Annotated in this window: 25 protein-coding genes and 1 riboswitch; of the genes, 8 read left to right on the forward strand and 17 right to left on the reverse strand. The window is 67.2% G+C overall.

What is annotated here, in order from left to right:
- Nucleotides 1–21 precede the first annotated feature (21 nt).
- Complete coding sequence (locus tag AC1DBX_RS07240; RefSeq protein WP_476931423.1) at nt 22–3,216, reverse strand: S8 family serine peptidase; 3,195 nt, start codon at nt 3,214–3,216, stop codon at nt 22–24.
- 331 nt (nt 3,217–3,547) lie between these two features.
- Nucleotides 3,548–3,733, reverse strand: a complete 186-nt coding sequence (locus AC1DBX_RS07245; RefSeq protein WP_028278002.1) for a hypothetical protein — start codon at nt 3,731–3,733, stop codon at nt 3,548–3,550.
- Nucleotides 3,734–4,003: 270 nt separating this feature from the next.
- Between AC1DBX_RS07245 and purS the strand changes: the two genes are divergently transcribed.
- The 3 genes from purS to purL are packed head-to-tail and all read left to right on the forward strand — an operon-like array spanning nt 4,004 to nt 7,357.
- The gene (gene purS, locus AC1DBX_RS07250; protein WP_018776110.1) at nt 4,004–4,255 is read left to right on the forward strand and encodes a phosphoribosylformylglycinamidine synthase subunit PurS; all 252 of its coding nucleotides are present in this window, start codon (nt 4,004–4,006) and stop codon (nt 4,253–4,255) included.
- A gap of 1 nt (nt 4,256) precedes the next feature.
- Complete coding sequence (purQ, locus tag AC1DBX_RS07255) at nt 4,257–5,027, forward strand: phosphoribosylformylglycinamidine synthase subunit PurQ (RefSeq protein ID WP_476857663.1); 771 nt, start codon at nt 4,257–4,259, stop codon at nt 5,025–5,027.
- Nucleotides 5,024–7,357: a phosphoribosylformylglycinamidine synthase subunit PurL gene (purL, locus tag AC1DBX_RS07260; protein ID WP_476931424.1), complete on the forward strand. Its 2,334-nt coding sequence runs from the start codon at nt 5,024–5,026 to the stop codon at nt 7,355–7,357. The genes purQ and purL overlap by 4 nt, the downstream gene beginning before the upstream one ends.
- Before the next feature lie 80 nt (nt 7,358–7,437).
- Here purL and AC1DBX_RS07265 read toward each other — a convergent pair whose 3' ends face one another.
- The 11 genes from AC1DBX_RS07265 to AC1DBX_RS07315 form a co-directional block, all read right to left on the reverse strand.
- The gene (locus tag AC1DBX_RS07265) at nt 7,438–7,731 is read right to left on the reverse strand and encodes a DUF503 domain-containing protein (protein WP_223914525.1); all 294 of its coding nucleotides are present in this window, start codon (nt 7,729–7,731) and stop codon (nt 7,438–7,440) included.
- 23 nt (nt 7,732–7,754) lie between these two features.
- Nucleotides 7,755–8,072, reverse strand: a complete 318-nt coding sequence (locus AC1DBX_RS07270) for a putative quinol monooxygenase (RefSeq protein WP_079555298.1) — start codon at nt 8,070–8,072, stop codon at nt 7,755–7,757.
- A gap of 80 nt (nt 8,073–8,152) precedes the next feature.
- Nucleotides 8,153–8,755 (reverse strand): tetratricopeptide repeat protein, encoded by a 603-nt coding sequence (locus AC1DBX_RS07275; protein WP_243181450.1) that lies wholly within the window; start codon nt 8,753–8,755, stop codon nt 8,153–8,155.
- A gap of 14 nt (nt 8,756–8,769) precedes the next feature.
- Nucleotides 8,770–9,324: a DUF1990 family protein gene (locus tag AC1DBX_RS07280; RefSeq protein WP_476931425.1), complete on the reverse strand. Its 555-nt coding sequence runs from the start codon at nt 9,322–9,324 to the stop codon at nt 8,770–8,772.
- A complete protein-coding gene (locus AC1DBX_RS07285) occupies nt 9,321–9,731 on the reverse strand; it encodes an MmcQ/YjbR family DNA-binding protein (protein ID WP_476931426.1) in 411 nt (136 codons plus the stop codon). The genes AC1DBX_RS07280 and AC1DBX_RS07285 overlap by 4 nt, the downstream gene beginning before the upstream one ends.
- A 61-nt stretch (nt 9,732–9,792) precedes the next feature.
- Complete coding sequence (locus AC1DBX_RS07290) at nt 9,793–11,085, reverse strand: acyl-CoA dehydrogenase family protein (protein WP_476931427.1); 1,293 nt, start codon at nt 11,083–11,085, stop codon at nt 9,793–9,795.
- A gap of 27 nt (nt 11,086–11,112) precedes the next feature.
- Nucleotides 11,113–11,982, reverse strand: coding sequence for a MetQ/NlpA family ABC transporter substrate-binding protein (locus tag AC1DBX_RS07295; protein WP_476931428.1), 870 nt, complete (start codon nt 11,980–11,982; stop codon nt 11,113–11,115).
- Nucleotides 11,983–12,014: 32 nt separating this feature from the next.
- Nucleotides 12,015–13,457 (reverse strand): LLM class flavin-dependent oxidoreductase, encoded by a 1,443-nt coding sequence (locus AC1DBX_RS07300; protein ID WP_476931429.1) that lies wholly within the window; start codon nt 13,455–13,457, stop codon nt 12,015–12,017.
- A 46-nt stretch (nt 13,458–13,503) separates the two neighbouring features.
- A complete protein-coding gene (locus AC1DBX_RS07305) occupies nt 13,504–14,169 on the reverse strand; it encodes a methionine ABC transporter permease (protein ID WP_476931430.1) in 666 nt (221 codons plus the stop codon).
- Nucleotides 14,162–14,971 (reverse strand): methionine ABC transporter ATP-binding protein, encoded by an 810-nt coding sequence (locus AC1DBX_RS07310; RefSeq protein WP_476931431.1) that lies wholly within the window; start codon nt 14,969–14,971, stop codon nt 14,162–14,164. Before AC1DBX_RS07310 ends, AC1DBX_RS07305 begins: the two co-directional genes overlap by 8 nt.
- A 139-nt stretch (nt 14,972–15,110) precedes the next feature.
- Nucleotides 15,111–15,201: riboswitch (SAM riboswitch) on the reverse strand.
- A gap of 97 nt (nt 15,202–15,298) precedes the next feature.
- Nucleotides 15,299–15,724, reverse strand: coding sequence for a CoA-binding protein (locus AC1DBX_RS07315; protein ID WP_230008123.1), 426 nt, complete (start codon nt 15,722–15,724; stop codon nt 15,299–15,301).
- Between the two features lie 307 nt (nt 15,725–16,031).
- On the opposite strand from AC1DBX_RS07315, the gene acs reads away from it, so the two are divergent.
- From acs to AC1DBX_RS07335, 4 genes are read left to right on the forward strand one after another with little or no spacing between them, the layout of a single operon-like run.
- Complete coding sequence (gene acs, locus AC1DBX_RS07320) at nt 16,032–18,257, forward strand: acetate--CoA ligase (RefSeq protein WP_476931432.1); 2,226 nt, start codon at nt 16,032–16,034, stop codon at nt 18,255–18,257.
- A 10-nt stretch (nt 18,258–18,267) separates the two neighbouring features.
- On the forward strand, nt 18,268–19,476 hold the full coding sequence (gene sfnG, locus AC1DBX_RS07325; protein ID WP_476857654.1) for a dimethylsulfone monooxygenase SfnG: 1,209 nt from the start codon (nt 18,268–18,270) through the stop codon (nt 19,474–19,476).
- Entirely contained in the window at nt 19,476–20,816 is a 1,341-nt protein-coding gene (locus AC1DBX_RS07330; RefSeq protein ID WP_028277988.1) for an O-acetylhomoserine aminocarboxypropyltransferase/cysteine synthase family protein, read from the forward strand. Before sfnG ends, AC1DBX_RS07330 begins: the two co-directional genes overlap by 1 nt.
- On the forward strand, nt 20,816–21,310 hold the full coding sequence (locus tag AC1DBX_RS07335) for a CoA-binding protein (RefSeq protein WP_476931433.1): 495 nt from the start codon (nt 20,816–20,818) through the stop codon (nt 21,308–21,310). Before AC1DBX_RS07330 ends, AC1DBX_RS07335 begins: the two co-directional genes overlap by 1 nt.
- A 147-nt stretch (nt 21,311–21,457) precedes the next feature.
- Here AC1DBX_RS07335 and AC1DBX_RS07340 read toward each other — a convergent pair whose 3' ends face one another.
- The 4 genes from AC1DBX_RS07340 to AC1DBX_RS07355 form a co-directional block, all read right to left on the reverse strand.
- On the reverse strand, nt 21,458–22,276 hold the full coding sequence (locus AC1DBX_RS07340) for a hypothetical protein (RefSeq protein ID WP_476931434.1): 819 nt from the start codon (nt 22,274–22,276) through the stop codon (nt 21,458–21,460).
- Nucleotides 22,273–22,821 (reverse strand): RNA polymerase sigma factor, encoded by a 549-nt coding sequence (locus tag AC1DBX_RS07345; protein WP_476850495.1) that lies wholly within the window; start codon nt 22,819–22,821, stop codon nt 22,273–22,275. The genes AC1DBX_RS07340 and AC1DBX_RS07345 overlap by 4 nt, the downstream gene beginning before the upstream one ends.
- Before the next feature lie 130 nt (nt 22,822–22,951).
- Nucleotides 22,952–23,452, reverse strand: coding sequence for a hypothetical protein (locus AC1DBX_RS07350; RefSeq protein ID WP_476871049.1), 501 nt, complete (start codon nt 23,450–23,452; stop codon nt 22,952–22,954).
- Between the two features lie 336 nt (nt 23,453–23,788).
- Entirely contained in the window at nt 23,789–24,799 is a 1,011-nt protein-coding gene (locus AC1DBX_RS07355) for a 1-aminocyclopropane-1-carboxylate deaminase (RefSeq protein ID WP_476857650.1), read from the reverse strand.
- A 105-nt stretch (nt 24,800–24,904) separates the two neighbouring features.
- On the opposite strand from AC1DBX_RS07355, the gene AC1DBX_RS07360 reads away from it, so the two are divergent.
- Nucleotides 24,905–25,567 carry a GntR family transcriptional regulator gene (locus tag AC1DBX_RS07360; RefSeq protein WP_230009254.1) on the forward strand — a complete coding sequence of 221 codons (663 nt, stop codon included), beginning with the start codon at nt 24,905–24,907 and terminating at the stop codon, nt 25,565–25,567.
- The last annotated feature ends 7 nt before the right edge of the window (nt 25,568–25,574 follow it).

Below are 25,574 nucleotides of genomic sequence, written 5' to 3' on the forward strand. Positions count from 1 at the left end.
CTTCTGCCTAAATGGCGTCGCCTAGATGGCGTAGTTCGGGGCGAAGGACTGATCGCTGTTCTGCATCTTGCCCTGCTCCTCCTTCACCTTCTTGCCCTTGTCCTTCTTGTCCTTGTGGGAGTTGTCGCCATCGGCGTCGTCACCCGGACCGTCATTGGAATCCTGGTCCTCGGAGGTCGGCGGGACCACGACGGTCCCGGCCGGGGTCACCAGGACTGAGACGAACGTGGGATCGCTGGCACCGGCGAAGGTGACCCGGCCGATGTACGAACCGACCTGAAGCCCATCCCAGCTCAGCGTGACCTTGCCGGCCTTGCCGTTGGCGAGCCGGAGCGGGTTCGGGCTCAGCGAGGCCTTGCCCTCGACCTTGCCGAGCACGGCGGCGTCGACCGAGGCCTTGGTGGCCTGGTTGTTCGGGCTGGCGTACAGGTTGGCGTAGATCGTGTACTTACCCGGGGTCGGGTTGGGGATGGACACCGATTCGCTGGCCGACGACGTCGCGACCGTCAGCGGACCGTTCGGGGTCATGACGTACATGTCGAAGTCAGCCTTCGGATCCGCGGAAATGACCGAGAACTTGGCCAGCGGGGAGCCGGCCACGACTGTGACGTCCTTGACTACGTTGGAGGCATCCGGGCCGCCGGTGAACGGACCCGGGACGAGCTCGACGGCCGTGGAGTCGGCCTTCGAAAGACCGTCGAGGGTCATGTTGGTCGGCGCGTTCGTGCCCGAGACCACCTTGATGGCACCGGAACCGCTGCCACCCTCGGAGGTGAAGGCGACGTCGGACAAGGCCACGACCGACTGCGGACGGACCGCGATCGGCGACGCCACATTCTTATTGGCGCCCTGCCAGGTCAGCGAACCGGTCGCGAACTTGCCCAGGGGCGCGCCCTGGTTCTCAAAGGAGACCTTGAACGTGCGCTTCTCGCCGGCGGCGCGGAAGTTCAGAACAGCCGGGGTCACGCTGACCTTGATGCCGGGAACGTTGAACTGGGCCTTGTAGACCCCCGGGGTCAGGGCGGTCAGCGTGCGGGTGACCTCGATCTTCCCGGCCAGGTTGCCGAGGGCGAAGGAGGGCAGGTTCATGTCCCGCGCCTTGGTGGTTCCGTGGATGAACTCCAGGTAGTCGGCCTCGCTGGCGTCGTAGACGAGGCCCGGATCCAGCACGCGGGCCGGGTCCACCTGGCCTGCACCGGTGGCAAAGACATCGGTGTTCTTGGATCCGTCGGCGTTCTTGACGTCGCTCGTGGTGGTCATCATCGCGGATTTGACCGCCGCCGGGGACCACGTGGGCTTCATGGCCAGGATCAGCGCGCCGAAGCCGGCTACGTGCGGGGAGGCCATTGACGTGCCGGAAAGGAAACCGAAGTTGTCGCCTCCGGTGCCGATCGGCGAAACGCCGGCCAGCACGGCCACGCCGGGCGCCGCGACGTCGGGCTTGAGGAGGTCTGAGCCTTCAGCGAGCAGCGGGCCACGGGAAGAGAACCCGGCGATCTGCGGCTGCGCCTCGAGGGGCAGCCCGGTGGTGTCCTTGTTGACCAGGGAAACCGTGATGGCCGGATTGGCCGTGACCTTGGCCTTGATGGCCTCGGTGGCGGGCGGGTTCACGTGGACGGTGGGGACCGAGTGCTTGTCCGTGTCCAGTGAGGAGACGGACAGGTTGACGAGGATCATGCCGACGCCGCCTCCGCGCTTGACTTCGGCGCTCTTTGCGACGCGGTCCACGACGCCGCGGTCACAGACCACAACCTTGCCGGCGATTTTGGCCGGGTCAAGCGAATCGGGGCCGCACAGATTCGGGCTGGCTTTCCCTGCGGCTCCTGCGTTAGCTGCCAGCACGACGCCGGCATTGGAAACCTGACCGTTCATGATGCTGGCGCCGCGGTATTTGCTGCCGTCGGAGAACTCGACCGTGCCCTGCAGTTCCTGCGAGAAGCTGGTGGCCGCGACCGTGGTCAGCCAGGGCGCGCCGTGGTTGACGGTGCTGGCGGTCGGGCCGGAGTTGCCGGCGGAGACCGCGACGAAGATCCCGGCCGAGGCGGCGGACAGGAATGCCAGGGAGACCGGATCGGTGGTGGTATCCGTGGCGCCTGAGATGGAGTAGTTCAGGACGTCCACGCCGTCCTCGATGGCCTTGTTGATGGCCTCGACGGACGCGGACGAGTAGCACCCACCGGAGTTGGGATCGTTGTCTTCCCAGCAGACCTTGTAAACGGAGAGCTTGGCGGCCGGCGCGATGCCGCTGGTCAGCCCGAAGCTCCGGCCGTCAACCATGGCCTCGACATTGGCGTTGCCGGCAGCCGTGCTGGCGGTGTGGGTTCCGTGGCTGGCGGCGTCGACCGGGGACAGCCGTTCGCCCGGAGCCCAGTCTTCCGGCGGGACAGTGGCCGCGAAGTCTTCGCCAAAGTAGCGGGCGCTCAGGACCTTGGAGTTGCAGGCGGTGCCGTCGAAGTCGGTGCCGACCTGGCATTCGCCCTTGAAGGTTTCGCCGTCGGCTTTGAGCATCGCGATCTTGCCGTCCGGGGTGCGGTACGGCACGCCGACGACGGGATTTCCGGTGAGGGGCTTGACCTCCTGGCCGGCAAAGTAGGCGCTGGAGGGGGTGTAGCCGGTGTCAATGACGCCGACCACGACGCCCTTGCCGGCCGCGTCCTGGCCGCCGAACTTGGTGTTCCACGTGCCGTTGGGCCCGCTGAGCTTCAGGAAGTCGGCGGTGGAGTAATCGGGTGCGTTCTCCGTGTCCGGCGCGACGACGAGGACCGACGGGTCCCGGGCCAGTTTCACGGCCTGGTCCGCGGTCAGCTTGGCGCTGAAGCCGTTGAGGGCTGCGGTGAACTGGCGCTGCATCTTGACGCCCTGCTGGCCGGCCACCTGGGCCTGCTTCTGTTCCAGGTGGGCCTTGTACTGCTTGACTTCGGCCTTGGTGGCATCCAGTTTCTTGCCGGAGGCAGGCTTGGTGGCCGGCAGGCCGGCCGTCCCGCCGTCGTAAGTCGCGGAAGGCTTCTCCGCCATGACCACTATGTAGCGGCCGTCCTTGTAGTTGTTCGGATCAATATTCTTCTGTGCGACGCCGGCTACGCCCGGGCCTTGCGCCGGGGCCGCATTGGCGGGGGCGATCGCGATGCTGGACAGAAGAACCGGCAAGCCCAGGGTCAGTGCCGCGGCCCTCCGGAGTCCCCCGCTTCGAAGGAAGCTCTTTCCTGGTGATGTCACGAGTGTTTGAACCTTTCGTAAAGGAACGGCCCGACTCCAACGCCGGGCCCAACGGACTGGCGGGAACTCACCGGGCGGTCGCCCGGCCCGCCCCCACGGATACCAGCCGATTCATACAGTACAGACCGAGAGCGAGATATGACATAGACCACAAGGAGGTATTTAAAATTTGTCACGCAATACGACACGATGCGATGGCGAGGATGCTGAACTGCGTCAATTGGACTCCGGCGGGCACAGTGCCTACGCCAGCATGCGCCGGCTCAGCGCCGGAGGCCGCGACGACTTACGATCTTCGGGCCCGCCGCCGGCCCGCTCGTGATCCGCCGGCCTATTTTCGGGGAGTCCGGACCACGTCGCTGATCCATGCGCGGGTCTTCTCATCCAGGGGGCCGGCCACCTTGGTCGCCTTCGCCGCACGGTCAGCCTTGATCTTCTGCAGAACCATCCGGCCCAGCCCGGCGAACACTGCGACGGCCACAACAGACAACACCACGGATTTCGGTTTCTCAGCCATGCGCACATCCTACTGACCCGCGGCAGCCCCGACCATAGGGCGCAGCCGCCCCCGCGACGCCATCTCCCCAGCTCAAGGACCTGCCGGGGAGGCCGCGTTCACACTCCCCGCCCGAATACGGCCGGACGCACGGTGGCCGGTAGAATGGGCATGCAAGCTCGCGGAGCGCCCTTTCACGCTGTATTCACCAGTCCAACACGCAGCGGATCGGCGTGAGACGGCACCACTCCGCTGCGCCCTTACCCAACGCTCACGCACAGGAGTTACCGGATGCCCCGGATCGTTGTCGACGTCATGCCCAAGCCCGAGATTCTGGACCCGCAGGGGAAGGCCATCGTCGGTGCTCTGCCCCGGCTGGGCTTCACCGCTTTCAGCTCTGTCCGCCAGGGCAAGCGCTTTGAACTCACGGTCGACGGCGAGGTGACCGAGGAGATCCTGGCCCAGGCCCGCGACGCCGCGGAGACCCTGCTGTCCAACCCGGTCATCGAGGACGTCGTCAACGTCGAGGTCGTTGAGGCCTGAAATGACTGAACTCCCCCTGATCGGCGAGGCCGTCGCCGTCGCCGCCAACGCTCCTGGTGCTCGCAGGCTCGCGGGTGCGAAGATCGGCGTCGTCACCTTCCCCGGCACCCTGGACGACCGCGACGCCGCCCGTGCGGTCCGTCTGGCCGGCGCCACCCCGGTGGAGCTCTGGCACGCCGGCACCACCCTGGGTGACGTTGACGCCGTCGTGATTCCCGGCGGGTTCTCGTACGGCGATTACCTCCGCGCCGGCGCGATCGCCCGCTTCGCGCCGCTGATGTCCAGGATCATCGACGCCGCCAATTCCGAGGCCAAGCTGCCCGTGCTGGGCATCTGCAACGGCTTCCAGATCCTGACCGAGTCGCACCTGCTGCCCGGTTCCATGATCAAGAACGACCACCTGAAGTTCATGTGCCGCGACCAGGTCCTGCGCGTGGAAAACAACACCACCGCCTGGACCGGGGACTACGCCGCCGGCCAGGAAATCACCGTGCCGCTGAAGAACCAGGACGGCCAGTACATCGCCGACGAGAAGACCCTGGACGCGCTCGAGGCCGAAGGCCGCGTTGTGTTCCGCTACGTCGGCTTCAACCCGAACGGCTCCCGGCGCGACATCGCCGGCATTTCCAACGCCGCGGGCAACGTGGTGGGCCTCATGCCGCACCCCGAGCACGCTGTGGAGGCCGGCTTCGGTCCCGAGCTCGGCTCCGGCACCGAGGGCCTCGGGTTCTTCACCTCTGTCCTGAACAAGATCGTGGGAGACAACAAATGACGGAGACACCCGCAGTGGCGGCACCCGCGGAGACCGGCCGGAAGTTCAACATCGACACCGTCGAGAACGCGGCCAAGACCCCGGACACCGAACTCCCCTGGGCCGAACTGGGCCTGAAGCAGAACGAGTTCGACGAGGTGGTCAAGGTCCTGGGCCGCCGCCCCACCGGCGCGGAACTGGCCATGTACTCGGTGATGTGGAGCGAACACTGCTCCTACAAGTCCTCGAAGAACCACCTGCGCCAGTTCGGCGACAAGGTGACCGAGGAAATGAAGAAGGACATGCTCGTGGGAATCGGCGAAAACGCCGGTGTCACCAACCTGGGCGACGGCTGGGCCGTGACGTTCAAGATTGAGTCCCACAACTCGCCGTCGTTCGTGGAGCCCTACCAGGGCGCCGCAACCGGCATCGGCGGCATTGTCCGCGACATCATCTCCATGGGCGCCCGCCCGGTAGCGGTGATGGATCCGCTGCGCTTCGGCGCCATTGACCACCCGGACACCGCCCGCGTCATGCACGGCGCCGTGGCAGGGATCGGCGGCTACGGCAACTCGCTGGGCCTGCCCAACATCGGCGGCGAAATGGTCTTCGACTCCGTGTACCAGGGCAACCCGCTGGTGAACGCGCTGGCCGTCGGCGTGATGCGCCACGAGGACATCCGCCTCGCGAACGCCTCCGGCAAGGGCAACAAGGTGGTGCTGTTCGGTGCCCGCACCGGCGGCGACGGCATCGGCGGCGCCTCCGTGCTGGCCTCGGAGTCCTTCGATGACACCAAGCCGTCCAAGCGCCCCGCGGTCCAGGTGGGCGACCCGTTCGCCGAGAAGGTCCTGATCGAGTGCTGCCTGGAGCTGTTCAAGGGATCCCTGGTGGAAGGCATCCAGGACCTCGGCGCCGCCGGCATTTCCTGCGCCACCTCCGAGCTCGCCTCCAACGGCGACGGCGGCATGGAAGTCGAGCTGACCTCCGTGCTGCTCCGCGACCCCACCCTGACCCCGGGCGAAATCCTGATGTCCGAGTCGCAGGAACGCATGATGGCCGTGGTCACCCCCGAGAACATCGCCGCGTTTGAAGCGGTCATGGACAAGTGGGCGGTGGAGTACTCCTGGCTGGGCGAGGTGACCGACACCGGCCGCCTCATCATCACGTGGGAAGGCGAGGTCATTGTCGACGTCGACCCGCGCACCGTGGCCCACGACGGCCCGGTCTACGACCGACCCTATGCCCGCCCCGAATGGCAGGACGCCGTCCAGGCCGACTCCTTCACCGGGTCCGTCCAGGACGCCGGCCGCCCCTCCGCCCCCGCGGACCTGGCCGCCGCCATCACCGAGCTTGTCGCCTCCCCGAACATGTGCGACAAGTCCTGGATCACCAAGCAGTACGACCGCTACGTCGGCGGCAACACCGCCATGGCGTTCCCGGACGACGCCGGCGTGGTCCGGGTGGACGAGGAAACCGGCCTCGGCGTGGCCCTGGCCACCGACGCCAACGGCCGCTACACCTACCTGGACCCGTACCACGGCGCTCAGCTGGCCCTGGCCGAGGCCTACCGCAACGTCGCCACCTCAGGTGCCGTGCCGATGGCCGTCAGCGACTGCCTGAACTTCGGCTCCCCCGAGGACCCCGACGTCATGTGGCAGCTCGCCGAAGCCATCCGCGGCCTGTCCGACGCCTGCATGGTCCTCGGCATCCCGGTCACCGGCGGCAACGTCTCGCTGTACAACCAGACCGGGACCACCCCCATCCACCCCTCCCCCGTGGTGGCAGTGCTGGGCAAGTTCGACGACGTCGCCCGCCGCACGCCGTCGGGCTGGAAGGAAGACGGCCAGGCCATCTACCTCCTCGGCACGACGGCGGCAGAGCTGGACGGTTCGGAATGGTCGAACATGCGCGGACACCTGGGCGGCCTGCCGCCGAAAGTTGACCTCGACGCCGAGCGCGAACTGGGCCAGATTCTGATCAACGCCTCCCGCGACGGCATGGTGGATTCCGCCCACGACCTCTCCGAAGGCGGCCTCGCCGCGGCCCTCGTGGAGTCGTCCCTGCGTTACGGCGTGGGCGCCCGGATCGCCCTGCAGGACGTCCTGGACCGCGACGGCGTGGACCTGTTCACGGCGCTGTTCTCCGAAACCCAGGGCCGCGCCGTCGTCGCTGTGCCCCGCTCGGAGGAAATCCGCTTCACGGACATGTGCACCGCCCGCGGCTTCGCGCACGTCCGGATCGGTGTGGTGGACGCCGAGGGCGGCACGCTGGAGATCAACGGTGTCGAGACCATGAGCCTCGACGCGCTCCGCGAAGCCCACGAGGCGACCCTGCCGAAGTACTTCGGCTAAGCCCCACCGCTCAAAGCAACGCGGGGTCACTTACCGCCCATAAATCCCCTCGGGATGGGCGCTAAGTGACCCCGCGATGTTTAATCGTCGCTGCGGAGCTCCCGTTGCCGTGCGCTGAGGAGTTCGAGTTCGGGCCGGGCCGCCACGAAGCGTTCGACGGCGGTCAGCACCTCCACGACGTGTGCCCGGTCTGCTGCCACCAGGCCGGCGCCCAACTGCGTGCGCCGGTACTGTTCGTGGTCCCCGACCTCGGCCACGGAGACATCAAAGCGGCGCTTCAGCTCCGCAAGCAGCGGACGCACCATGGAACGTTTCTCCTTCAGGCTGTGAACGTCGCCCAGAAGGATGTCGAATTCAATCCAGCCGATCCACATGCCATAAGCGTATCCGTTGCCGGTTAGATGGTGAGCTCGCCCATCCGGTCCCAGCCGTCGCCGTCGAGCTGCCGGCTGATGATCCGGGGCGTCTCGGCCAGCGCCTGAGGCATGTCCGCCATAGCCTGCTTGAAGTGGGCGCTGTTCACGTGGGCCCCGGCGGCGTCATCCTTGAAGGCCTCAACCAGGACGAATTCATTGGGGTCCTCCACACTGCGGGACCAGTCGAACCACAGGTTGCCGGGCTCCTGGCGGGTGGCCTGGGTGAAATCGTTCACGAGTCCCAGCCAGCGCTCCGACCAGTCCGGCTTGACCTTGAATTTGACGACGATGAAGATCATGGGCTAAAGCCTTTCATTGGTTTTCCGGAGGTTCCATTCTTCCAGCATGACGATGCCGGGTCACATGGCCAGTTGGCGGGTCAACAGGCCTTGATGGCCTCGCGGGCCAGTTCCTGCTGCCGCGGGGTGCCGATCCGGTCGGCCCACTGTTCGGCGAGCTGGAACTCCACCATGGCCTCGGTGCACCGGCCGGCGTCATGCAGCGTCCAGCCGAGGTTGTTGTGCAGCGAAACCACCCACCGTTTGGTCCGCTCATCGTGAACCGTGGACGCGTACTCCAGGGCGCTCCGGGTCCAGGTCTCGGCGTGGGCGGAGTCGGCAATGGCGAGCATGTGCAGCGCGTCCACGGCCAGGAATTCCTCGACCAGGTAGTCAGCCAGTTCGGCCGCCTGTTCAAACAGCGGCACGGCCATCTCGGGGTGGCCGCTGGAATTGAGCACCCGGCCGCGTTCCAGCAGCACCCGCACCGCGACTGTGGGCTCGTCGGCATCGACCGCATCCAGCAGGGCGTCGGCTTCCTCGTAGCGGCCCTGCAGCCCGATGGCCCGGCCCAGCTGGGTGGTGAGTTCGGCGCGTTCGTCGGCGTCGTAGCGTTCATCTGCGGCCGCCGCCCGGAACCGGGCTTCGGACCCGGCGGGGTCGTCGAAGTTCCACAATTGGTCAAGGGTTTTCTGTTCCAGCATCCATCTGCTCCTGATCAGCTTTCACCTGCGGCCAGTTCGTGTGCACTCCCAATGTAGCGGGAAGTGACATGCCTTTGTGCCCGTCCCGTGAGGGCGCGGCCGGCCGCGAAGAACCAGTTGGACGGCCGGCTGAAGGCCGTGATTTTCAGGAACACCCGGCCGGCGGCGTCGATCTCCACTTCGAAGGCCTCCTCGCCCCGCACGGGATGACCGGGCAGTGTGCCGTACCCGAACCCGGCTCGTTGCGGCCCGTCGCCGGGCACCGGCCGGCGCACCCACACCACCTCGCAGGGCGCGTTGATCCGGAAGGGTCCGACGCCGAATCCGCTCACCACGCGCGCGCCGGGCACGACGGCGTCGGAGTCGGTGCGGACGCGCAGCCCGGAGCGTCTCTGCAGCTGCCAGGTCAGAATCCCCTGCGCCACCCTCCGGTACAGTGCCGGGCCGTCGCCGAGGTATGCCCGGGACACCAGGCAGGGAAAGCCCTTCGGCGCCTGGCCGTGCTCAGTGGAGCCAATGCCCGGATAGTTCAGCCCGTCCCGCGCGCCGGCACCGGGATCACCGCTCATGTGTCTTCGCCCCTGGCCAGTTCCGCCCAGCCCAGCTGTTCCCGCTGCTTCCGGCTGAACGAGGCGACCACCAGGTCATAGGAATCCTCCACCATGTCCCGGATCATGCCGTCCGGCAACGATCCGTCCAGCCGGACCCCGTTCCAGTGCGTCTTGTTCATATGCCAGGCGCCGGTGATTTCCGGGTGGATGGCCCGCAGTTGTTCGGCCAGGGCCGGCTCGCATTTGAGGCTCACGGACCAGTCGGCCGGGTCCATGGCCGACGCCGCGAACATCTTGGCGTCCTGCCTCGTGCCGCCGGCGATCCCCGCCCGCACCTTGAAAACCGATGTCTCCGGGCCGAAGGGAAAGTCCTCAAACGCACCGGGGAAGCTCAGGCAGATCTCGCGGAGGGTGGCAACGTCCATGGCACGAGCCTATCCGGCTGCGGCCTGCCCGGCTGCGCGGGCTATCCGGCTGCGGCCCGCCTCACCCTGCCTGCGCGGCGGTGCGGGCGTCGCCGATGCTGTGCAGCCCTTCGGGAGTGGTGCCGTTGACTTCGTAGTCGCCCACGGTGCGGGCCTTGAACACGGCGGGGTTGTGGGTGGAAACGGTCCTGGCGTTGCGCCAGTGCCGGTCCAGCGATTTCGACTTCGACGTGGCGGACGCCCCGGTGACGTCGAAGAGCTGCTGGGCCGCGGACTGGACGAGTTCGGGCACCAGAAGCTGCGCCTTTTCCACCGCGATCTCGCCGCGGACGTAGCGTTGTTCCGGGGTGAGATCCAGGTTCTGGTCCGCGCCGGCGTCGAGCTCCCGGGCGGCGGCCAGCACCACGGATTCCGCCGCGAAGACCTTGGCCGAGAGCTGGCCGATGAGCTGCAGGATCAGCGGGTCGTGGCGGAACAGTTCGCCGGAGCCGGTGTTGAAGGTGCGCTTGCGGTCGCGGACCAGCGCCCTCGCGTCGGCCAGCGCCGCCCGGCCGATGCCCGCCAGGACGGCGAGCAGGACCAGCTGGAAGAAGGCCGGCTCGTGCGTGGTGGATTCCGAGCGCCGGATGATGTTGGTGTCCGGCACCACGGCGTCACGGAAAATCGTGGTGCCGGTGCCGGTCAGCTGCTGGCCGAACCCGTCCCAGTCGTCGAGGATTTCCACTCCGGGCTGGGTGGTGCTGACCACGGCGTACTGCCGGCCCTCCACGCCCGCGGTGCTGGCCATGACGGCAATCCACTCGGCGAAGATGGTGCCGGTGGTGTAGTACTTCCTGCCGTTCAAGAGCCAGTCCCCGCCGTGGCGGGTCAGCTTGGTTCCGGTGGTGCCGAGGACATTGCCGGATTTCTCCGTGGCGGCGTTTCCAAAGATCTCGCCGGCCACCACTTTCGGGTACCAGCGGTTCCGGAAGTCCGCGGATTCCAGACCGACGGTTTCCACGAACGCGAAGTGCGAGCGGTAGAGGTGGGCCACGGAGGAATCCGCCTCGGCGAGTTCGATGAGCAGCCGGAAGAAGGGCTCAAAGCCGATGCCGTCGCCCCCGTGTTCCGTGGGCACCCGCAGCCGGCCGAAGCCTTCCTCGTTCAGCCAGCGGACCTGTTCGAAGGGCAGGACCCTGTCCTGCTCGCGGGCCAGCGCGCCCTCCGCGATCCGGGCAAACACGGGCCGGAAACGCTGCGCCAGCCTCTCGTAGGCGGCTTCGGCCGACGGCAGCCTCTCGTAGGCGGCTTCGGCCGACGGCGCTGATGGTGCTGAATGTGCTGCGGGGGCTGTGGTCTCTGGTGCGTAGGACATGCGTTCCCTTGGTTGCTGGTGGCCGGGCTAGAGCTTGGCGGCGTCGGCGGCGGGGTCCTGGTCCCAGGGGGTGGGCAGGATGCCCTTCTGGTAGCTGGCAAACCAGGCCTTGACCTCCGGGGACTGGAAGGCGGCCTTGAGGGCCGCGGCCTTCTCCGACCCGGCAAAATCCTTCCGCCCGGCAACCACGATCCGGAACGGGACCTGGTCCGCATCCGTTTCGAAGGCCAGCGCGTCGTCCTTGCTGTGCCCGGCATCCGCGGCCATCCGGGCGACCAGGAAGCCGGCGTCGACATCGGGAAGGGTCTTGGCGAGGGACTGCTGGTCCACTTCCACGAACTGCAGCTTCTTCGGGTTGGCCGTGATGTTCTTTTGCGAGGTGTGGATCACGGTGGCGTCAGACAGCTCCAGCAGGCCGGCGTCGCGCAGCATGAACAGGGCACGGCCGTTGTTCGCCGGGTCCACGGGAATGCCGATCTTGGCGCCGTCCGGGAGCTCGTTCAGGGACTTGTACTTGTCAGACCAGATGCCGCCCGGGGCGCTGTAGACGTAGAACAGTCCCACGTTCTCCAGGCCCTTGTCCTCGTTGAACTGCTTCAGGTAGGCGTTGTGCTGGAAGAAGTTGGCGTCGAATTCGCCGTTGGCCACGGCCAGGTTGGGCTGGATGATGTCCGTGACGTACGTGGGCTCCAGGGTCCAGCCCTGGGCCGCGAGCAGCTTCTGGGCCAGCTTGGTCGGTTCCTGGTACGGGGCGGACTCGGTGACGATAATCTTGATCGTCTTGCCGCCGCTGGCGCCGGCACCGCCGGGGTTGGTGAGGCCGCAGCCGGTCAGTGCCGCGGCGGAGACAGCACCGGCGCCGGCGAGGGCATATTTGAGGAAATTTCTACGCTGCATGGTCTTGGTCCTTTGTGGTGGTTCGCGCTGGGCTATGACTGGGCGGTAACGCTGGCGGGCTGGTTTTCGGCCGCCGCGGAGAAATCGGTGAAGGCTCCCCGGAAGGCCGCCGCGGGATGGCGTCCGTTGAGCCGCGGCCCGGCGCCGAAGAGCTTCTCGCGCAGGGTTCCCGGCGCGTAGCCGGTCTGGGCGAGGCCGCGGCTGCGCAGTTCCGGCAGCACACCGTCGATGAAGTCGGTGTAGGAGCCGGGGATGGTCTGGTTGATGATGTTGATGCCGTCGATTCCGGCGTCCTGCCACTGCTCGAGACGGTCGGCAATCTGGTCCGGCGTTCCCACCACCCGGTTGGCCCGGCTGCGGTAGAGCGCAATGTCGCGGAGGGTGGGGTTGCCGCCGCGGACGGAGGCGCGGATAGCCGTGAGATGTCCCTGGCTGCCTTCCGTTTCAAGGTCCCCGAGCGGGGTGTCCAGCGGCAGGCCGCCGAGGTCGACGCCGAACCCGCCGCCCACGTGGGCCAGCAGGGCCTCAATGTCCAGGCTGTCCTCGAGCTCGTCGGCTTTGCGGTTCGCCTCGGCTTCGGTGCCGCCCACCACGAAGTGCATGCCCTGGAGGAACTTCACGTCATCCGGATGGCGGCCGGCGGCAACGGCCTGTTCCCGGACGGCCGCGGTGTACTTCGCGGCCACCTCGGTGCTCGGCGCGAGGGTGAAGGTGGCCTCGGCGTTGGCGGCGCAGAACTGCTGGCCGCGGCCGGAGCTCCCGGCCTGGAAAAGCACCGGGGTGCGTTGCGGCGAAGGGGCCGCGAGGTGGGGTCCGTCGATCGAGTACCGGGGCCCGCGGTGGTAGATCTTGCTGACTTTCTCCGGGTCCGCGTGGACCCCGGTCGCCTTGTCCCGGAGCAGCGCGTCGTCTTCCCAGGATCCTTCCCACAATTTGTAGGCGGCCTCGACGTATTCGTCCGCCCAGTCGTAGCGTTCGTCATGCTTGGTCAGCTCGGTGGCGTTGAAGTTCCGGTGCGCGTTTTCCAGCACGCTGGTGACGATGTTCCAGGCCACGCGGCCGCCGCTGATGTGGTCCAGCGTGGACATTTGCCGGGCGAACTGGAACGGATGGCTTTGAATCACCGACGACGTCGCGGCCAGCCCGATCTCCCGCGTTCCCGTGGCGAGCGCGGACAGCAGGATGAGGGGGTCGTTGGACGGCACCTGCAGGCCCTTTTTCAGCAGCGATGCCCACCCGCCGTCGTAGTCGCCGTAGAGACCGACGACGTCGGCGAAGAAGATCGCGTCAAACTTGGCGCCTTCGAGCTGGCGGGCCAGGTCGATCCAGAGCTGGAGTTCGTTGAACCGGTGCTGCTGGGCTTCCGGGCGCCGCCACTGGCCGCCCATGATGTGGCTGGACGTGTTCATCACGAAGGCGCTGATCAGCAGGCGCGGGCGGGGTCCGTCGAAACGGGTACTGGGCGTTGAAGTCATGGGGTGCTTTCCGCTGTGGGAGGTGGGACGAGGGTGCTGCCGGCGCTCAGAGGCGCTTGTCCAGGCGCCGGGCAACATAGGATCCGCCCAGCTGAACGATGGTGACCAGCAGGATCATCAGGACAATGGCGGTGATCATGAGCGGCGTTTCGTAGCGGTAATAGCCGTACCGGATGGCGAAGTCGCCGATTCCGCCGCCGCCCACCAGTCCGGCCATCGCCGAGTAGGAGATGAAGCTGACGGTCATGATGGTGATGGAGCTGACGAGTCCGGGCTTCGCCTCCACAATCAGGACGTCCCGGACGATCTGGGACCGGCTGGCGCCCATGGACCGTGCCGCTTCGACCACTCCGCCGCCGAGCTGGCTCAGGTTCTGTTCCACGAAGCGGGCGAAATACGGAATGGCGTTGAGGGTCAGCGGGACAATGACGGCGGCCGTGCCGATGGTCGTGCCGACAATGAACCTGGTCACGGGAATGATCGCGATCAGCAGGATCAGGAACGGGAACGAGCGGAGCAGGTTGACCAGCCCGTCCAGGACCCGGTGCAGCTTTGGCCTGTGCTTGAGCCCGTTGGGACCGATGGTGTAGAGCTGGACACCCAGCGGTGTCCCGAGCAGCACCGCCAGCGGGATGGCCACCAGCAGCATGGTGAGGGTCTGTCCCATGGCGACGCCGATTTCGGGCAGGACTTCCAGGATGCGGTCAAACATTGATCAGGCCCTCCGACGCGGCTGTGGTGTGGGTGCCCCTCCCGGAGCGGTCCAGCTGGATCTCATCGGAGACCAGGTAGCGGCCGATCGACGTCGCCGGGTGGAAACCGGGGCGCTGGAGTTCGGCGAGGTCGAACTGCTCCACCACCCGGCCTTCTTCCATGACCGCGACGCTGTCCGCGATGGCCTTGATGACATTCATCTCGTGGGTGACCACCACGATTGTGATGCCGAATTCGGCGTTGACGTCGGCCAGGTATTGCAGGACCGATGACGTCGTCCGGGGATCCACGGCCGACGTCGGCTCGTCGCAGAGCAGCACTTTGGGCCCGGTGGCGAGGGCGCGGGCGATCGCCACCCGCTGTTTCTGGCCCCCGGAGAGTTTGGCCGGATACGTTCCCGCTTTGTCGGCGAGGTCCACGATTTCCAGGGTTTCGGCGGCCCGCCGCCGGCGTTCCGCCTTCCCGACGCCGGCGAACTTCAGGGACAGCTCCACATTTTCCTGGGCCGTGAGGTTGTTGAGGAGATTGAAGTGCTGGAAAATCATGCCGATGTCATGCCGCTTGGTCCGGAGCTCGGCGTCGGACAGGGTCACCAGGTCCACGCCGTCCACCAGGACGCGGCCCGACGTCGGGCGCTCGAGGAGGTTGATGTTGCGCAGCAGCGTGGATTTGCCGGCGCCGGAGAACCCGATGATGCCCTGGATGGTGCCCCGCCTGATGTGCAGGCTGACGTCATCGACGGCCGTGAAAGGTCCCGCGGCCGAAGCGAATGACGTGCTGACGTTCTGGATCTCGATCACAGGCCCCCACCTGCTCGGGGCCGCGGCGCTGCCGCTGTCTGCGTGTTCATGATTTCCTCCGGGCTCGCCCGAGGAAAGCCCTGGGTCCTGGCTTCCGGGCAGCGCTGAGCGAAGCCGGGGAGCCTCAGAACACAGTGGTTCTCCATCGGTCCTGGCGGTAGCACCGTCCTCAAAGGAGGGGGTTGCTGCGGCGTCACGGAGCCAGATCTCTCAGCCGCTCGGGATGGTTACGAGTCCATCTCACACGGCAGGAGGCCGGATACAGAAAAAGCCGGTCACATTTTGTAACCGACTCTTCCCGATCTGTTGATCGTCATTCCCGGGCCGTTAGATGCCCACGCGCCAGCCTTCGCGGGCGGGGCACGCGTTCACGACGACGTCCAGCCCGGCGGCCTTGGCCCGGTCCGTCGCGGCGTCGTCGAAGACGCCCAGCTGCAGCCAGACGGCCTTGGCGCCTACTGCGATGGCCTCGTCTATGACTGCGCCCACCCTGTGGGAGTTGACGAAGCAGTCCACGACGTCGATCGGGTGCTTCTCCGCCGGGATGTCAGACAGGGAACGGTACCCCTTCTCGCCGTGGACATCGTCGCCCGGAAGGTTGACCGGAATGATGGTCATGCCCATCCGGTCCCGGACATAGAGGGAGACCTCATACGCCGAGCGCCATTCGTTGGTGGTGAGGCCGACCACCGCCCACGTGCCTTTGGTTCGCATGAGGCGGTCAATGACTGCCGGATCGTTAACATGGGCCATGCATCAACCTTACTCCTGCGACCTTTCCGGGCAATTGTCGAATAAATGAATGATTTGGGCAGGACCCACGCCGGGTGAACGAATATTACGGCGCTCCCGGACGCCGATTTTGCGGAATCGTGCATCTGAAGTTCTAGTAGGTAGTGACCATCCCGAGCGGCCGAGAGACCTGGATCGATGACGCCGCAGCAACCCCTCGGTGACGTGAGACGACCATTCCCACGCAACCGCTCCGCCCTCCTTCGGTGAAATTCGAGGGAGCCGGAGCAACCAAGGGTGCTACTGCCAGGACCGATGGAGTGCAGCAATGACCCCTGAGAATTCTTCCGCCCTGCCCACCTTTGCCCGGACTGCGTCCGAGGCATTCCCACAAACCACTTCGGACGCGACGGCGAACGAAGCAGGGCTGCGTGACGCGCCCGGCTCCTCTCGCGGCTCTTCGGGATGGTCCCTGAACGAGTCCACGGACGGCGCAGTGCACGGCGTCCCCGCCGATGGGCCGGCGCGTCACCGCAGCACCACCTTCGGAAACCACCTTCCCCGGCACGGCGGCGCCGCGACCGCGGGAACTGTCCAGGCAGAGACGGTTGCGTTCTGGGAAACCCAGGCTCTCCGCCTCGACTGGGCGGACCTGCCCGGCGGCGCGACGGAGCAAACCAAGCCCTGGCACACCGCGCACCGCCGGATCCCGGCCGACGTCGAGGCCGGCACCGGACCTCAGATCACCTGGTTCGAAGGGGGCAGGCTCAATGTCGCCTACAACTGCGTCGACCGCCACGTAGCGGCGGGGCGCGGAGACAAGGTGGCCCTGCACTTTGAGGGCGAGCCCGGCGACCGCCGTGCCGTCACCTACGCCGGACTCCAGCGCGAGGTCTCCAAAGCCGCCAATGCCCTCCTGGATCTCGGTATCACCAAGGGCGACCGGGTGGTCATCTACCTCCCCGTCATCCCCGAAACCGTGATCATCACCCTCGCAGTGGCCCGGATCGGTGCCATCCATTCCCTGGTCTTCGGCGGATTCTCCGCCGAGGCCCTGAAGTTCCGGGTGGAGGACACCGGCGCCAAGCTCCTGGTCACCACCGACGGCCAGTTCCGCCGCGGCACCGCCGTGCCGGTCAAGGACAACGCGGACGCCGCCGTCTCCGGCGACAACGCCATCGAACACGTCCTGGTGGTCAACCGGACCACTCCCGCGGACGAACTGGACACCGTTCCGATGACCGCCGGCCGCGATGTGTGGTGGCACGACGCCGTCGGCACCGCCTCCGAGACTCACGAAGCCGAGGCGTTCGACGCCGAGACGCCGCTGTTCATCATGTACACCTCCGGCACCACCGGCAAGCCCAAGGGCCTGGTCCACACCTCCGGCGGCTACCTCACACAGGCGTCATGGAGCTTCGAGCACCTGTTCAGCAACCCCGACCCCGGGCTGCGGGAGGAGGACGTGCACTGGTGCACGGCCGACCTCGCCTGGGTCACCGCGCACACCTATGAGCTCTACGGCCCGCTCTCCAACGGCGCCACGCAGGTCATCTTCGAGGGCACGCCCAACACCCCGCACCCGGGCCGGCACTTTGAGATCATCGAACGCTACGCGGTCACGCAGTATTACACCGCGCCCACCCTGGTCCGCTCCCTCATGGGCTGGTTCCCGGACGGCGTCCCGGACACGTACGACCTCTCCTCTATCCGTCTTCTCGGCACGGTAGGCGAGGCCATCAACCCCGAGGCCTGGCGCTGGTTCCGGACCAACATCGGCGCCGGCACCGCCCCCGTGGTGGACACGTGGTGGCAGTCCGAAACCGGCGCCACCATCCTCTCCCCGGCACCGACGGACGCCGCGTTCAAGCCCGGCTGCGCGGCCCGCCCGCTGCCCGGCGTCAGCACGCGCATCGTGGACGACGCCGGCAACACGGTGCCGCCCGGCGTCCAGGGTTTCATCGTGGTGGACTCCCCCGGCCCGGCGATCGCCCGGACGGTCTGGGGCAACCCGCGCCGCTACTTCGATTCGTACTGGCGCCAATACGCCGAGCAGGGCTGGTTCCTCGCCGGTGACGGCGCCAAGTATGACGACGACGGCGACATCTGGATCCTCGGGCGGGTGGACGACACCCTCAACGTCTCCGGACACCTGCTCTCCACCATCGAGGTCGAATCGGCGCTCGTCGCCCACCCGGACGTGGTGGAGGCCGGCGTCTGCCCGGTCGCGGACGCAAAGACCGGCCACGCGATCGTCGCGTTCGTGGTGCTGAAGGATTCGGCGGCCGCCCCCGACATCCAGGGTGTGCTGAAGGCGCACGTCGCGAAGCAGATCGGCCCGATCGCCAAGCCGCGGGACGTCGTCGTCGTTCCCGACGTGCCGAAAACCCGCAGCGGCAAGATCATGCGCCGGCTGCTGACCCAGCTGTTCGAAGGCACAACGCTCGGCGACACCACCTCGCTGCAGAACGAACCATCCATCGCGGGCATCCAGGATGTGCTGCGCGACCGCGCCGCGGAATTCCTGGCAGCAGCAAGCCCCACCCGGAAGTAAAGGAACACCCATGACTGAGATCAGCAACGTCGCCCGTCTTTCCGAACCGCTCAAGTTCGCCTACTGGGTCCCCAACGTCTCCGGCGGCCTGGTGGTGTCCACCATCGAACAGCGCACCGGCTGGGACTTCGAATACAACAAGAAGCTGGCCAGGATCGCGGAGAACTCCGGCTTCGAATACGCCCTGACCCAGACCCGGTACGCCGCCTCCTACGGTGCGGACAAGCAGCACGAGGCCACCTCGTTCAGCCTGGCGCTGCTGGCCGCCACCGAGCGCCTCAAGGTGATCTCCGCCGTCCATCCGGGCATGTGGCACCCCGGCGTGCTGGCGAAGTACATCATCACCGCGGACCACATCTCCAACGGCCGCGCCGCCGTGAACATCGTCTCCGGCTGGCTCAAGGACGAATTCACCAACTTCGGCCTCGAATGGCTCGAACACGACGAGCGCTACGTCCGCACCGAGGAATTCATCAAGGTCCTCCGCGGGCTCTGGACCGAGCAGGACTACAGCCAGTCCGGCAAGTACTACAACATCACCGACTTCACCCTGAACCCGGCACCGGTGGACGTGCCGGGCCGGGCGCACCCGGAGATCTTCTTCGGCGGCAACTCCACGGCCGCGCAGGCCACCGCCGGCCGGGTGGCTGACTGGTACTTCTCCAACGGCAAGGACCTCGACGGGTTCAAGGAGAACATCGCCGGCGTCGTGGCGGCGTCAGGTGCCGCCGGTCGCGGCACGGAAGGTGCGCTCCCCTCTCCCAAGTTTGGCCTCAACGGCTTCGTGATCGCCCGGGATTCCGAGAAGGAAGCCCGCGACACGCTCCGCGAGATCGTCGAGAAGGCGCACAAGCCCGCCGTCGAGGGGTTCCGCGCCGCCGTCCAGGAAGCCGGGGCGGCCACCAAGGACGGCAAGGGCATGTGGGCCGACTCGAGCTTCGAGGACCTGGTCCAGTACAACGACGGCTTCAAGACCCAGCTGATCGGCACCCCGGAACAGATCGCCGAGCGGATCGTGGAGTACAAGAAGATCGGCGTGAACCTGTTCCTGACCGGCTACCTCCACTTCCAGGAGGAAGTCGCCGCGTTCGGCCAGGACATCCTGCCGATCGTCCGCGAACTCGAGGCCGACCTCGCCCGCAAGAACGGCACCGAACTGGACCTGTCCCGGACCCCGGCGGCAAACGCCGGCACTACCAGCAAGCTGGTGAACGCGTAATGGCTGACCGCAAGTTCGGATTCCGCACCCGCGCGCTGCACGCCGGCGGCACCCCCGACGCCGAGCACGGCGCCCGCGCCGTGCCGATCTACCAGACCACCTCCTTCGTGTTCAAGGACACCCAGGACGCCGCGAACCTCTTCGCGCTGCAGAAATACGGCAACATCTATTCCCGGATCGGCAACCCCACCGTGGCCGCGTTCGAGGAGCGCATCGCCTCCCTGGAGGGCGGAATCGGCGCCGTGGCGACGTCGTCGGGCATGGCGGCGGAGTTCATCACCTTTGCCGCGCTGACCCAGGCCGGGGACCACATCGTGGCCGCCTCCCAGCTCTACGGCGGCACGGTGACCCAGCTGGACGTCACGCTGCGCCGCTTCGGCGTGGACACCACATTCGTCGCCGGCACCGACCCGGCGGACTACGCCGCCGCAGTCCGGGAAAACACGAAGGCGATCTTCGTGGAGGTGGTGGCCAACCCGTCCTCGGAGGTCCAGGACCTTGCGGCCCTCGCCAAGGTGGCGCACGACGCCGGCGTCCCGCTCGTCGTCGACGCCACCCTGAGCACGCCCTACCTCGTGCGGCCGATCGAGCACGGGGCGGACATCGTGATCCACTCCGCCACCAAATTCCTCGGCGGCCACGGCACCACCCTCGGCGGCGTGATCGTCGAAAGCGGCCGCTTCGACTGGGGCAACGGCAACTTCCCGACCATGACCGAGCCCGTGGCCTCCTACGGCAACGTCTCCTGGTGGGGGAACTTCGGCGAGTACGGGTTCCTCACCAAGCTGCGCTGCGAACAGCTGCGCGACATCGGACCCGCGCTGTCCCCGCAGTCGGCGTTCCAGCTGCTGCAGGGCGTGGAGACGCTCCCCCAGCGCCTCGACGAGCATCTGAAGAACGCCCAGGCCGTGGCCGAATGGCTGGAAGCGGACGAGCGCGTGGCCTACGTGAACTTCTCCGGCCTGCCCTCGCACCCGCACTTCGAGCGGGCGCAGAAGTACCTGCCGCTGGGTCCGGGCTCGGTGTTCTCCTTCGGCGTCAAGGGCGGCCGGGCCGCGGGGCAGAAGTTCATCGAGTCCCTGCAGCTGGCCTCACACCTGGCCAATGTGGGCGACTCCCGGACCCTGGTCATCCACCCCGGGTCCACCACCCACCAGCAACTGAGCCCCGAACAGCTCGAGTCGGCAGGTGTCCCCGAGGACCTGGTCCGCATCTCCGTGGGCCTCGAGGACATCGATGACATCCTCTGGGACCTGGACCAGGCGCTGGACGCCGCCTCGGAAGCAGCAGCCCCGGATGCATCCGCAGAGGCTGAAGCCTGCACGATCGGAGCGAACTGATGAGTGTTGAAGAACGGACCTGGACCGGCCCTTCGGCGCCGGAGCGCCTGAACCTGCTGCGGCAGGCGAAGTCGATCGCGATTGTGGGCGCATCGGACAAGCCCTCGCGCGCGAGCTATTTCGTGGCCACCTATCTGCAGTCCTCCACCCGGTACAAGGTCTATTTCGTGAACCCGGTGGTGAAGGAAATCCTGGGTCAGCCGACGTATCCGTCGCTCGCGGACCTGCCGGAAAGCCCGGACATTGTGGACGTGTTCCGCAAGCACGGCGACTTGCCCGGTATCCTGGACGAGGCCATTGCCGCCGGCGCCAAGACCCTCTGGCTGCAACTGGGCTCCTGGCACGAGGACGTTGCCAAGGAGGCCGAGGCCGCCGGACTCGACGTCGTGATGGACCGCTGCGTGAAGATTGAGCATGCCCGGTTCCACGGCGGCCTGCACCTGACCGGATTCGACACCGGCGTCATCTCTTCGAAGCGGCAGGTCCTGGCCTAAACAGCAGCCACAGCCCAACTCGAGCCGCCGCCAACCAATCCACCTGCCACCCCGTTGCGCTATCACTTTGGGTCGTTCTGAGCGCTCAGAACCGCCCTACGCCCTAAGTGATAGCGCAACCGGGTTAACAAAGGGCTTTAAGGGCGCTTATGGCTGGCCGGGCGCCTTGGTCGGAACGACGCCCGGCAGGGTTGGCGTGATGTGGCCCGGAACGCGCGGCAGATCCTTGCCTGCGTTTCCGCCGCCGCCCGGAAGGTCGGGTGATCCGGGCAGCCCCGGCGCCCCGGGCCGCTGCCCGGGGGTCGGCAGGATGCCGTCGCGGCCGACGGCGGGCGGCGTGGCGGGGGGCGCGTGTCCGGCCGCCGGGGCGCCCGGGGCGCTGGAACTGGGCGTCGATGCTCCGGACGGGTCAGCACCGGGCGTGCCGGGCGTGCCGTGACCCGGCGTGGCGACAGGCGCGGGAAGGGCGGGGATGGTGGACGGCGAGGGCTGGCCATGCTCGGGGGCCGGTGTGCCGCCGTGGCCCGGAGTCTGGAAGATGACCCCGACGGTGCGGCTGACGCTGTGCCGGAAGTCCTCGCTGGATGCCGCCACGGCGCCGGCACCAAGGGTCATGGCACCCACGACGGCGCCACCGACGATTGCCAGCCGGCGCTTCCGGCCGCGGCGCTCGGCCAGGCTGGTGACCCCGGCCGGCAGCGATTCATCGGCATCATTCTTCGCGGACGCGACGGTGGGCAGAGCCGTCGTCGTGGCTGTGTCAGGGGCGGAGGCAAGACCGGTTGCTCCGGCTGTTCCGGCCGCGAGCAGGGCCGCGAGGTCGGCGCGGGGCGCGGGAGCGGCATCCGGGACCACGGCGCGGAGCTGTTCCAGCGCGCTCCGAAGCTCGGCCGCGGATTCGAGGCCGGAGTCGCCCAGCATCGCCTGGATGCTGCCATCCTGCTGGGGGTCGCGGGTGCCGGTCATGATGCTGCGTGGTCCTTTTCGGTTACGAGTTCGCGCAGGGCACTGAGCCCGCGGCGCTGAAGCTGCTTGATGGCACCCGGCGTCTTGTCCATGATGCCGGCCACCTGTTCGATGGAAAGGTCCGCGACGATCCGCAGGACCAGAACTTCGCGCTGCTCCTCATTGAGCCTCGCGAGGGTGTCCGAGATACCGCCCAGGGATCCGAGCGCTTCGTCCTCGGCGGATGCCGAGTACCGGGCGTCGTTCAGGGGATCGTATTCGGCCAAATGCGGAGTGCGTTCTGCCCGCCGCCTGTAGTCGACCAGCCGCGCGTGGGCGACGGAGAAAATGAAGGTCCTCAGACCTGCGTGACCGCCGCTGACGCCGGCCAGCTTTGGCAGGACGTCCACGAACACATCCTGGGTCAGGGCCTCGGCGTCGTCCACGCCCCGGGCCCGGAAGTAGCCCAGCACGGCCGGGGAAATAACCGTGTACACCGCGCTGAAACCTGAAGGGTCACCAGCTAAGGCGGCTGACAATTCGTCATCGCTTAGCTGCTGTGCCAAGAGGCTGTCCTTCCGTTACTGCTGGGGTGCGGCCCCCGCAAGTCTAGCGGCCGCACCCCGGAGCCCTCCAAAGTGAGGGCTCCCTCCTTGCTTTCAGACCCGTGCCGGGTCCAGGCTAAACAGCCGGAATTTACTTGTCGTGCTGGGGCAGCTCGACCGACGGCTGGGCCGGAACAGCCGGGGTTGCCGGAATAGCGGGGGTTGCCGGAACGCCCTTGGCACCGGGGACGGCCGGTGTCGCCGGGGTGGCCGGAACTGCGGCGTGGATGTTGGCGTTGGCGCGTGCCTCGCCGGCAGCACCCTTGACGCTGGCGTCGCCCTTGACGGTGGCTCCGTCCTTTGCGTCGGCGGAGCCGTCGACGGCACCCTCGGTGCCGTCCACGTCGGCTTCGGCGTCGCCCTTGGCCTTGCCGTCAGTCGACGGCGCGGCCGGAACTGCGGGGACGGCCGGCTTTGCCGGGAGCGTAGGCGTGGCCGGGACAGCCGGCGTGGCGGGCGTAGCGTGGCTCACTTCAGCCTGCTCGGTGCCGGACATCTGAGCGGCATTGGCCAGTCCGATGCCGGAGAAACCTCCGACTGCCAGAATGGCGGCGCCGACAGCGATCTTGGTGGTCTTGCTAACACTCTTCATTACAGACGTACATCCTTTGTTTTTTTGGTTTGAAGGCGGGCTGAGGCCTCATGGGGGCAGTTGACAGCCCACTCTCGCCAGAAAAGGCTGGCCGGCGCCCATGGGGGCAGGCGCCGGCCGGCACTTACGGTGGAAGGCCAGCCGGGGTCTGGTGGGGGGTCCAAGACTCCGGCGGCGCTTACAAAGGAGTAATCGCTGGGCGGGCCCGAAAGGTTACGCACCAATCGGAAATTTCTTGATTTCTTTTTTGAGCCGGCGCTGCAGGGGCTTAACGACGACGACGGTGGGCCCCCGCCAGGGAACCCGTCGCCGCAGGAGCTTAACGACGACGCCGCGTCAGGACCGGAAGAGCCCGCTGTAGGCATTCAGGGCGACCTGGCCACCCAGGTGGGCGTAGAGGACATTGCTGCCGGCCGGAATTTCCCGGCTTTTCACAAGGTCGATCAGCCCGGCCAGGGACTTGCCCTCGTAGACGGGGTCGGTGATCATGGCCTCGAGCGAGGCGCCCAGGCGGATGGCTTCCAGGGTGGAATCGACGGGAATCCCATAGAGGTCCCCGGCCCAGCCCTCCATGACGTTGATTTCCTCGTCCCGGAGTTCCCTGCCCAGGCCGATCAGCTCGGCGGTGTTCCGGGCGATGCGTTCCACCTGGTCACGGGTCTTCGCCAGGGTTGCCGACGCGTCGATGCCGATCACGCGGCGCGGTTTGTCCTGGCCGGCAAAACCCGCGATCATCCCGGCGTGGGTGGAGCCCGTGACGGTGCAGACGACAATCGTGTCGAAAAAGATGCCGAGCTCGCGCTCCTGCTCTTCCACCTCGTAGGCCCAGTTGGCGAAGCCCAGACCGCCCAGCCTGTGGTCTGACCCGCCGGCCGGGATCGCGTAGGGCTTGCCGCCGGCGGCCTTGACCTCTTCGATGGCGGTTTCCCAGCTGCTGCGGATGCCGATGTCGAAGCCCGCACTGTCCAGCCGCACGTCGGCGCCCATGATCCGCGAGAGCAGGATGTTGCCTACCCGGTCGGACAACGGATCGGGCCAGTCGACCCAGTTTTCCTGGACCAGGCGTGCTTTGAGGCCGAGTTTCGCGGCCACCGCCGCGACCTGGCGGGTGTGGTTGGACTGGTAGCCGCCAATCGAGACGAGGGTGTCCGCACCCTGGGCCAAGGCCTCCGGGACGAAGTACTCCAGCTTGCGCGTCTTGTTGCCGCCAAACGCGAGGCCGCTGTTGACGTCCTCGCGTTTCGCCCAGATCTGCGCCCCGCCCAGGTGTGCGCTGAGCCGCGGCAGCGGATGGATGGGGCTCGGGCCAAACGTCAGGGGGTAGCGTTCGAAATCGGTGATGGCCATCGTCGGTCCTTCGCTCGCGGTGGGAAACGGTCACAGCAAATATGCAATATATTGCATTGTCGGATACGGGCTCCGGAAGGGCAAGAGGGATATACGATATGTTGCATGCCCGTACCCTCGCTCGCCGGAGTCCACAAGCGGCCGCTGCTGCGGGACAACGTCTTTGAATCGATCCGTAACGCGATCGTCGACGGCACCTTCGAGCCCGGCGAACGGCTGAAGGACGCCGAACTGGAAGCGTGGCTCGGCGTGAGCCGGACACCCATCCGCGAGGCGCTGCTGCGGCTGGAACGCGCCGGCCTGGTGGTTGCGCTGCCGGGCAAGGCGACCATCGTGGCCCCCTGCGACCCGGCGTCGACCCTCAGCACGCAGCAGGTGGTGGCGGGACTGCACGAGCTGGCCGCACGCCTGGCGGTCCCGCTCCTGGCGGAGGAGCACCTCGCCGCCATGGCCGGGGCCAACGCGCGCTTCGAACAGGCCCTGCAGGCGGCGGAGGTCGAGTCGGCACTGCGGGCCGATGACGATTTCCACGCCGTCTTTGTCACGGTCAGCGGCAACCCGGTGCTCCGGGAACTCCTGGAACAAACCACTCCCGTCCTGCGCCGGGTGGAGCGGATGCGTTTCGGCTCCTTTGCCGCCCGGGAATCGGTGGCTCAGCACGCTGAAATCATCCGGCTCGCCCGCCTTGGCGACGCCGAGGCGGCCGCCAGGGCGTGCCGGGAGAACTGGCTCTCGCTGCGGTTCACGTCCGCGGAAGACCCCGCCTAGGACCGTT

Source organism: Arthrobacter sp. 10N44_2 (assembly GCF_056394385.1).

What these genes read in the sequence shown, in the direction of transcription:
- AC1DBX_RS07245 (WP_028278002.1), bottom strand. Translation starts at nt 3,733, where the DNA reads ATGGCTGAGAAACCGAAATCCGTGGTGTTGTCTGTTGTGGCCGTCGCA.
- purS (WP_018776110.1), top strand. Translation starts at nt 4,004, where the DNA reads ATGCCCCGGATCGTTGTCGACGTCATGCCCAAGCCCGAGATTCTGGAC.
- purQ (WP_476857663.1), top strand. Translation starts at nt 4,257, where the DNA reads ATGACTGAACTCCCCCTGATCGGCGAGGCCGTCGCCGTCGCCGCCAAC.
- purL (WP_476931424.1), top strand. Translation starts at nt 5,024, where the DNA reads ATGACGGAGACACCCGCAGTGGCGGCACCCGCGGAGACCGGCCGGAAG.
- AC1DBX_RS07265 (WP_223914525.1), bottom strand. Translation starts at nt 7,731, where the DNA reads ATGTGGATCGGCTGGATTGAATTCGACATCCTTCTGGGCGACGTTCAC.
- AC1DBX_RS07270 (WP_079555298.1), bottom strand. Translation starts at nt 8,072, where the DNA reads ATGATCTTCATCGTCGTCAAATTCAAGGTCAAGCCGGACTGGTCGGAG.
- AC1DBX_RS07275 (WP_243181450.1), bottom strand. Translation starts at nt 8,755, where the DNA reads ATGCTGGAACAGAAAACCCTTGACCAATTGTGGAACTTCGACGACCCC.
- AC1DBX_RS07280 (WP_476931425.1), bottom strand. Translation starts at nt 9,324, where the DNA reads ATGAGCGGTGATCCCGGTGCCGGCGCGCGGGACGGGCTGAACTATCCG.
- AC1DBX_RS07285 (WP_476931426.1), bottom strand. Translation starts at nt 9,731, where the DNA reads ATGGACGTTGCCACCCTCCGCGAGATCTGCCTGAGCTTCCCCGGTGCG.
- AC1DBX_RS07290 (WP_476931427.1), bottom strand. Translation starts at nt 11,085, where the DNA reads ATGTCCTACGCACCAGAGACCACAGCCCCCGCAGCACATTCAGCACCA.
- AC1DBX_RS07295 (WP_476931428.1), bottom strand. Translation starts at nt 11,982, where the DNA reads ATGCAGCGTAGAAATTTCCTCAAATATGCCCTCGCCGGCGCCGGTGCT.
- AC1DBX_RS07300 (WP_476931429.1), bottom strand. Translation starts at nt 13,457, where the DNA reads ATGACTTCAACGCCCAGTACCCGTTTCGACGGACCCCGCCCGCGCCTG.
- AC1DBX_RS07305 (WP_476931430.1), bottom strand. Translation starts at nt 14,169, where the DNA reads ATGTTTGACCGCATCCTGGAAGTCCTGCCCGAAATCGGCGTCGCCATG.
- AC1DBX_RS07315 (WP_230008123.1), bottom strand. Translation starts at nt 15,724, where the DNA reads ATGGCCCATGTTAACGATCCGGCAGTCATTGACCGCCTCATGCGAACC.
- acs (WP_476931432.1), top strand. Translation starts at nt 16,032, where the DNA reads ATGACCCCTGAGAATTCTTCCGCCCTGCCCACCTTTGCCCGGACTGCG.
- sfnG (WP_476857654.1), top strand. Translation starts at nt 18,268, where the DNA reads ATGACTGAGATCAGCAACGTCGCCCGTCTTTCCGAACCGCTCAAGTTC.
- AC1DBX_RS07330 (WP_028277988.1), top strand. Translation starts at nt 19,476, where the DNA reads ATGGCTGACCGCAAGTTCGGATTCCGCACCCGCGCGCTGCACGCCGGC.
- AC1DBX_RS07335 (WP_476931433.1), top strand. Translation starts at nt 20,816, where the DNA reads ATGAGTGTTGAAGAACGGACCTGGACCGGCCCTTCGGCGCCGGAGCGC.
- AC1DBX_RS07340 (WP_476931434.1), bottom strand. Translation starts at nt 22,276, where the DNA reads ATGACCGGCACCCGCGACCCCCAGCAGGATGGCAGCATCCAGGCGATG.
- AC1DBX_RS07350 (WP_476871049.1), bottom strand. Translation starts at nt 23,452, where the DNA reads ATGAAGAGTGTTAGCAAGACCACCAAGATCGCTGTCGGCGCCGCCATT.
- AC1DBX_RS07355 (WP_476857650.1), bottom strand. Translation starts at nt 24,799, where the DNA reads ATGGCCATCACCGATTTCGAACGCTACCCCCTGACGTTTGGCCCGAGC.
- AC1DBX_RS07360 (WP_230009254.1), top strand. Translation starts at nt 24,905, where the DNA reads ATGCCCGTACCCTCGCTCGCCGGAGTCCACAAGCGGCCGCTGCTGCGG.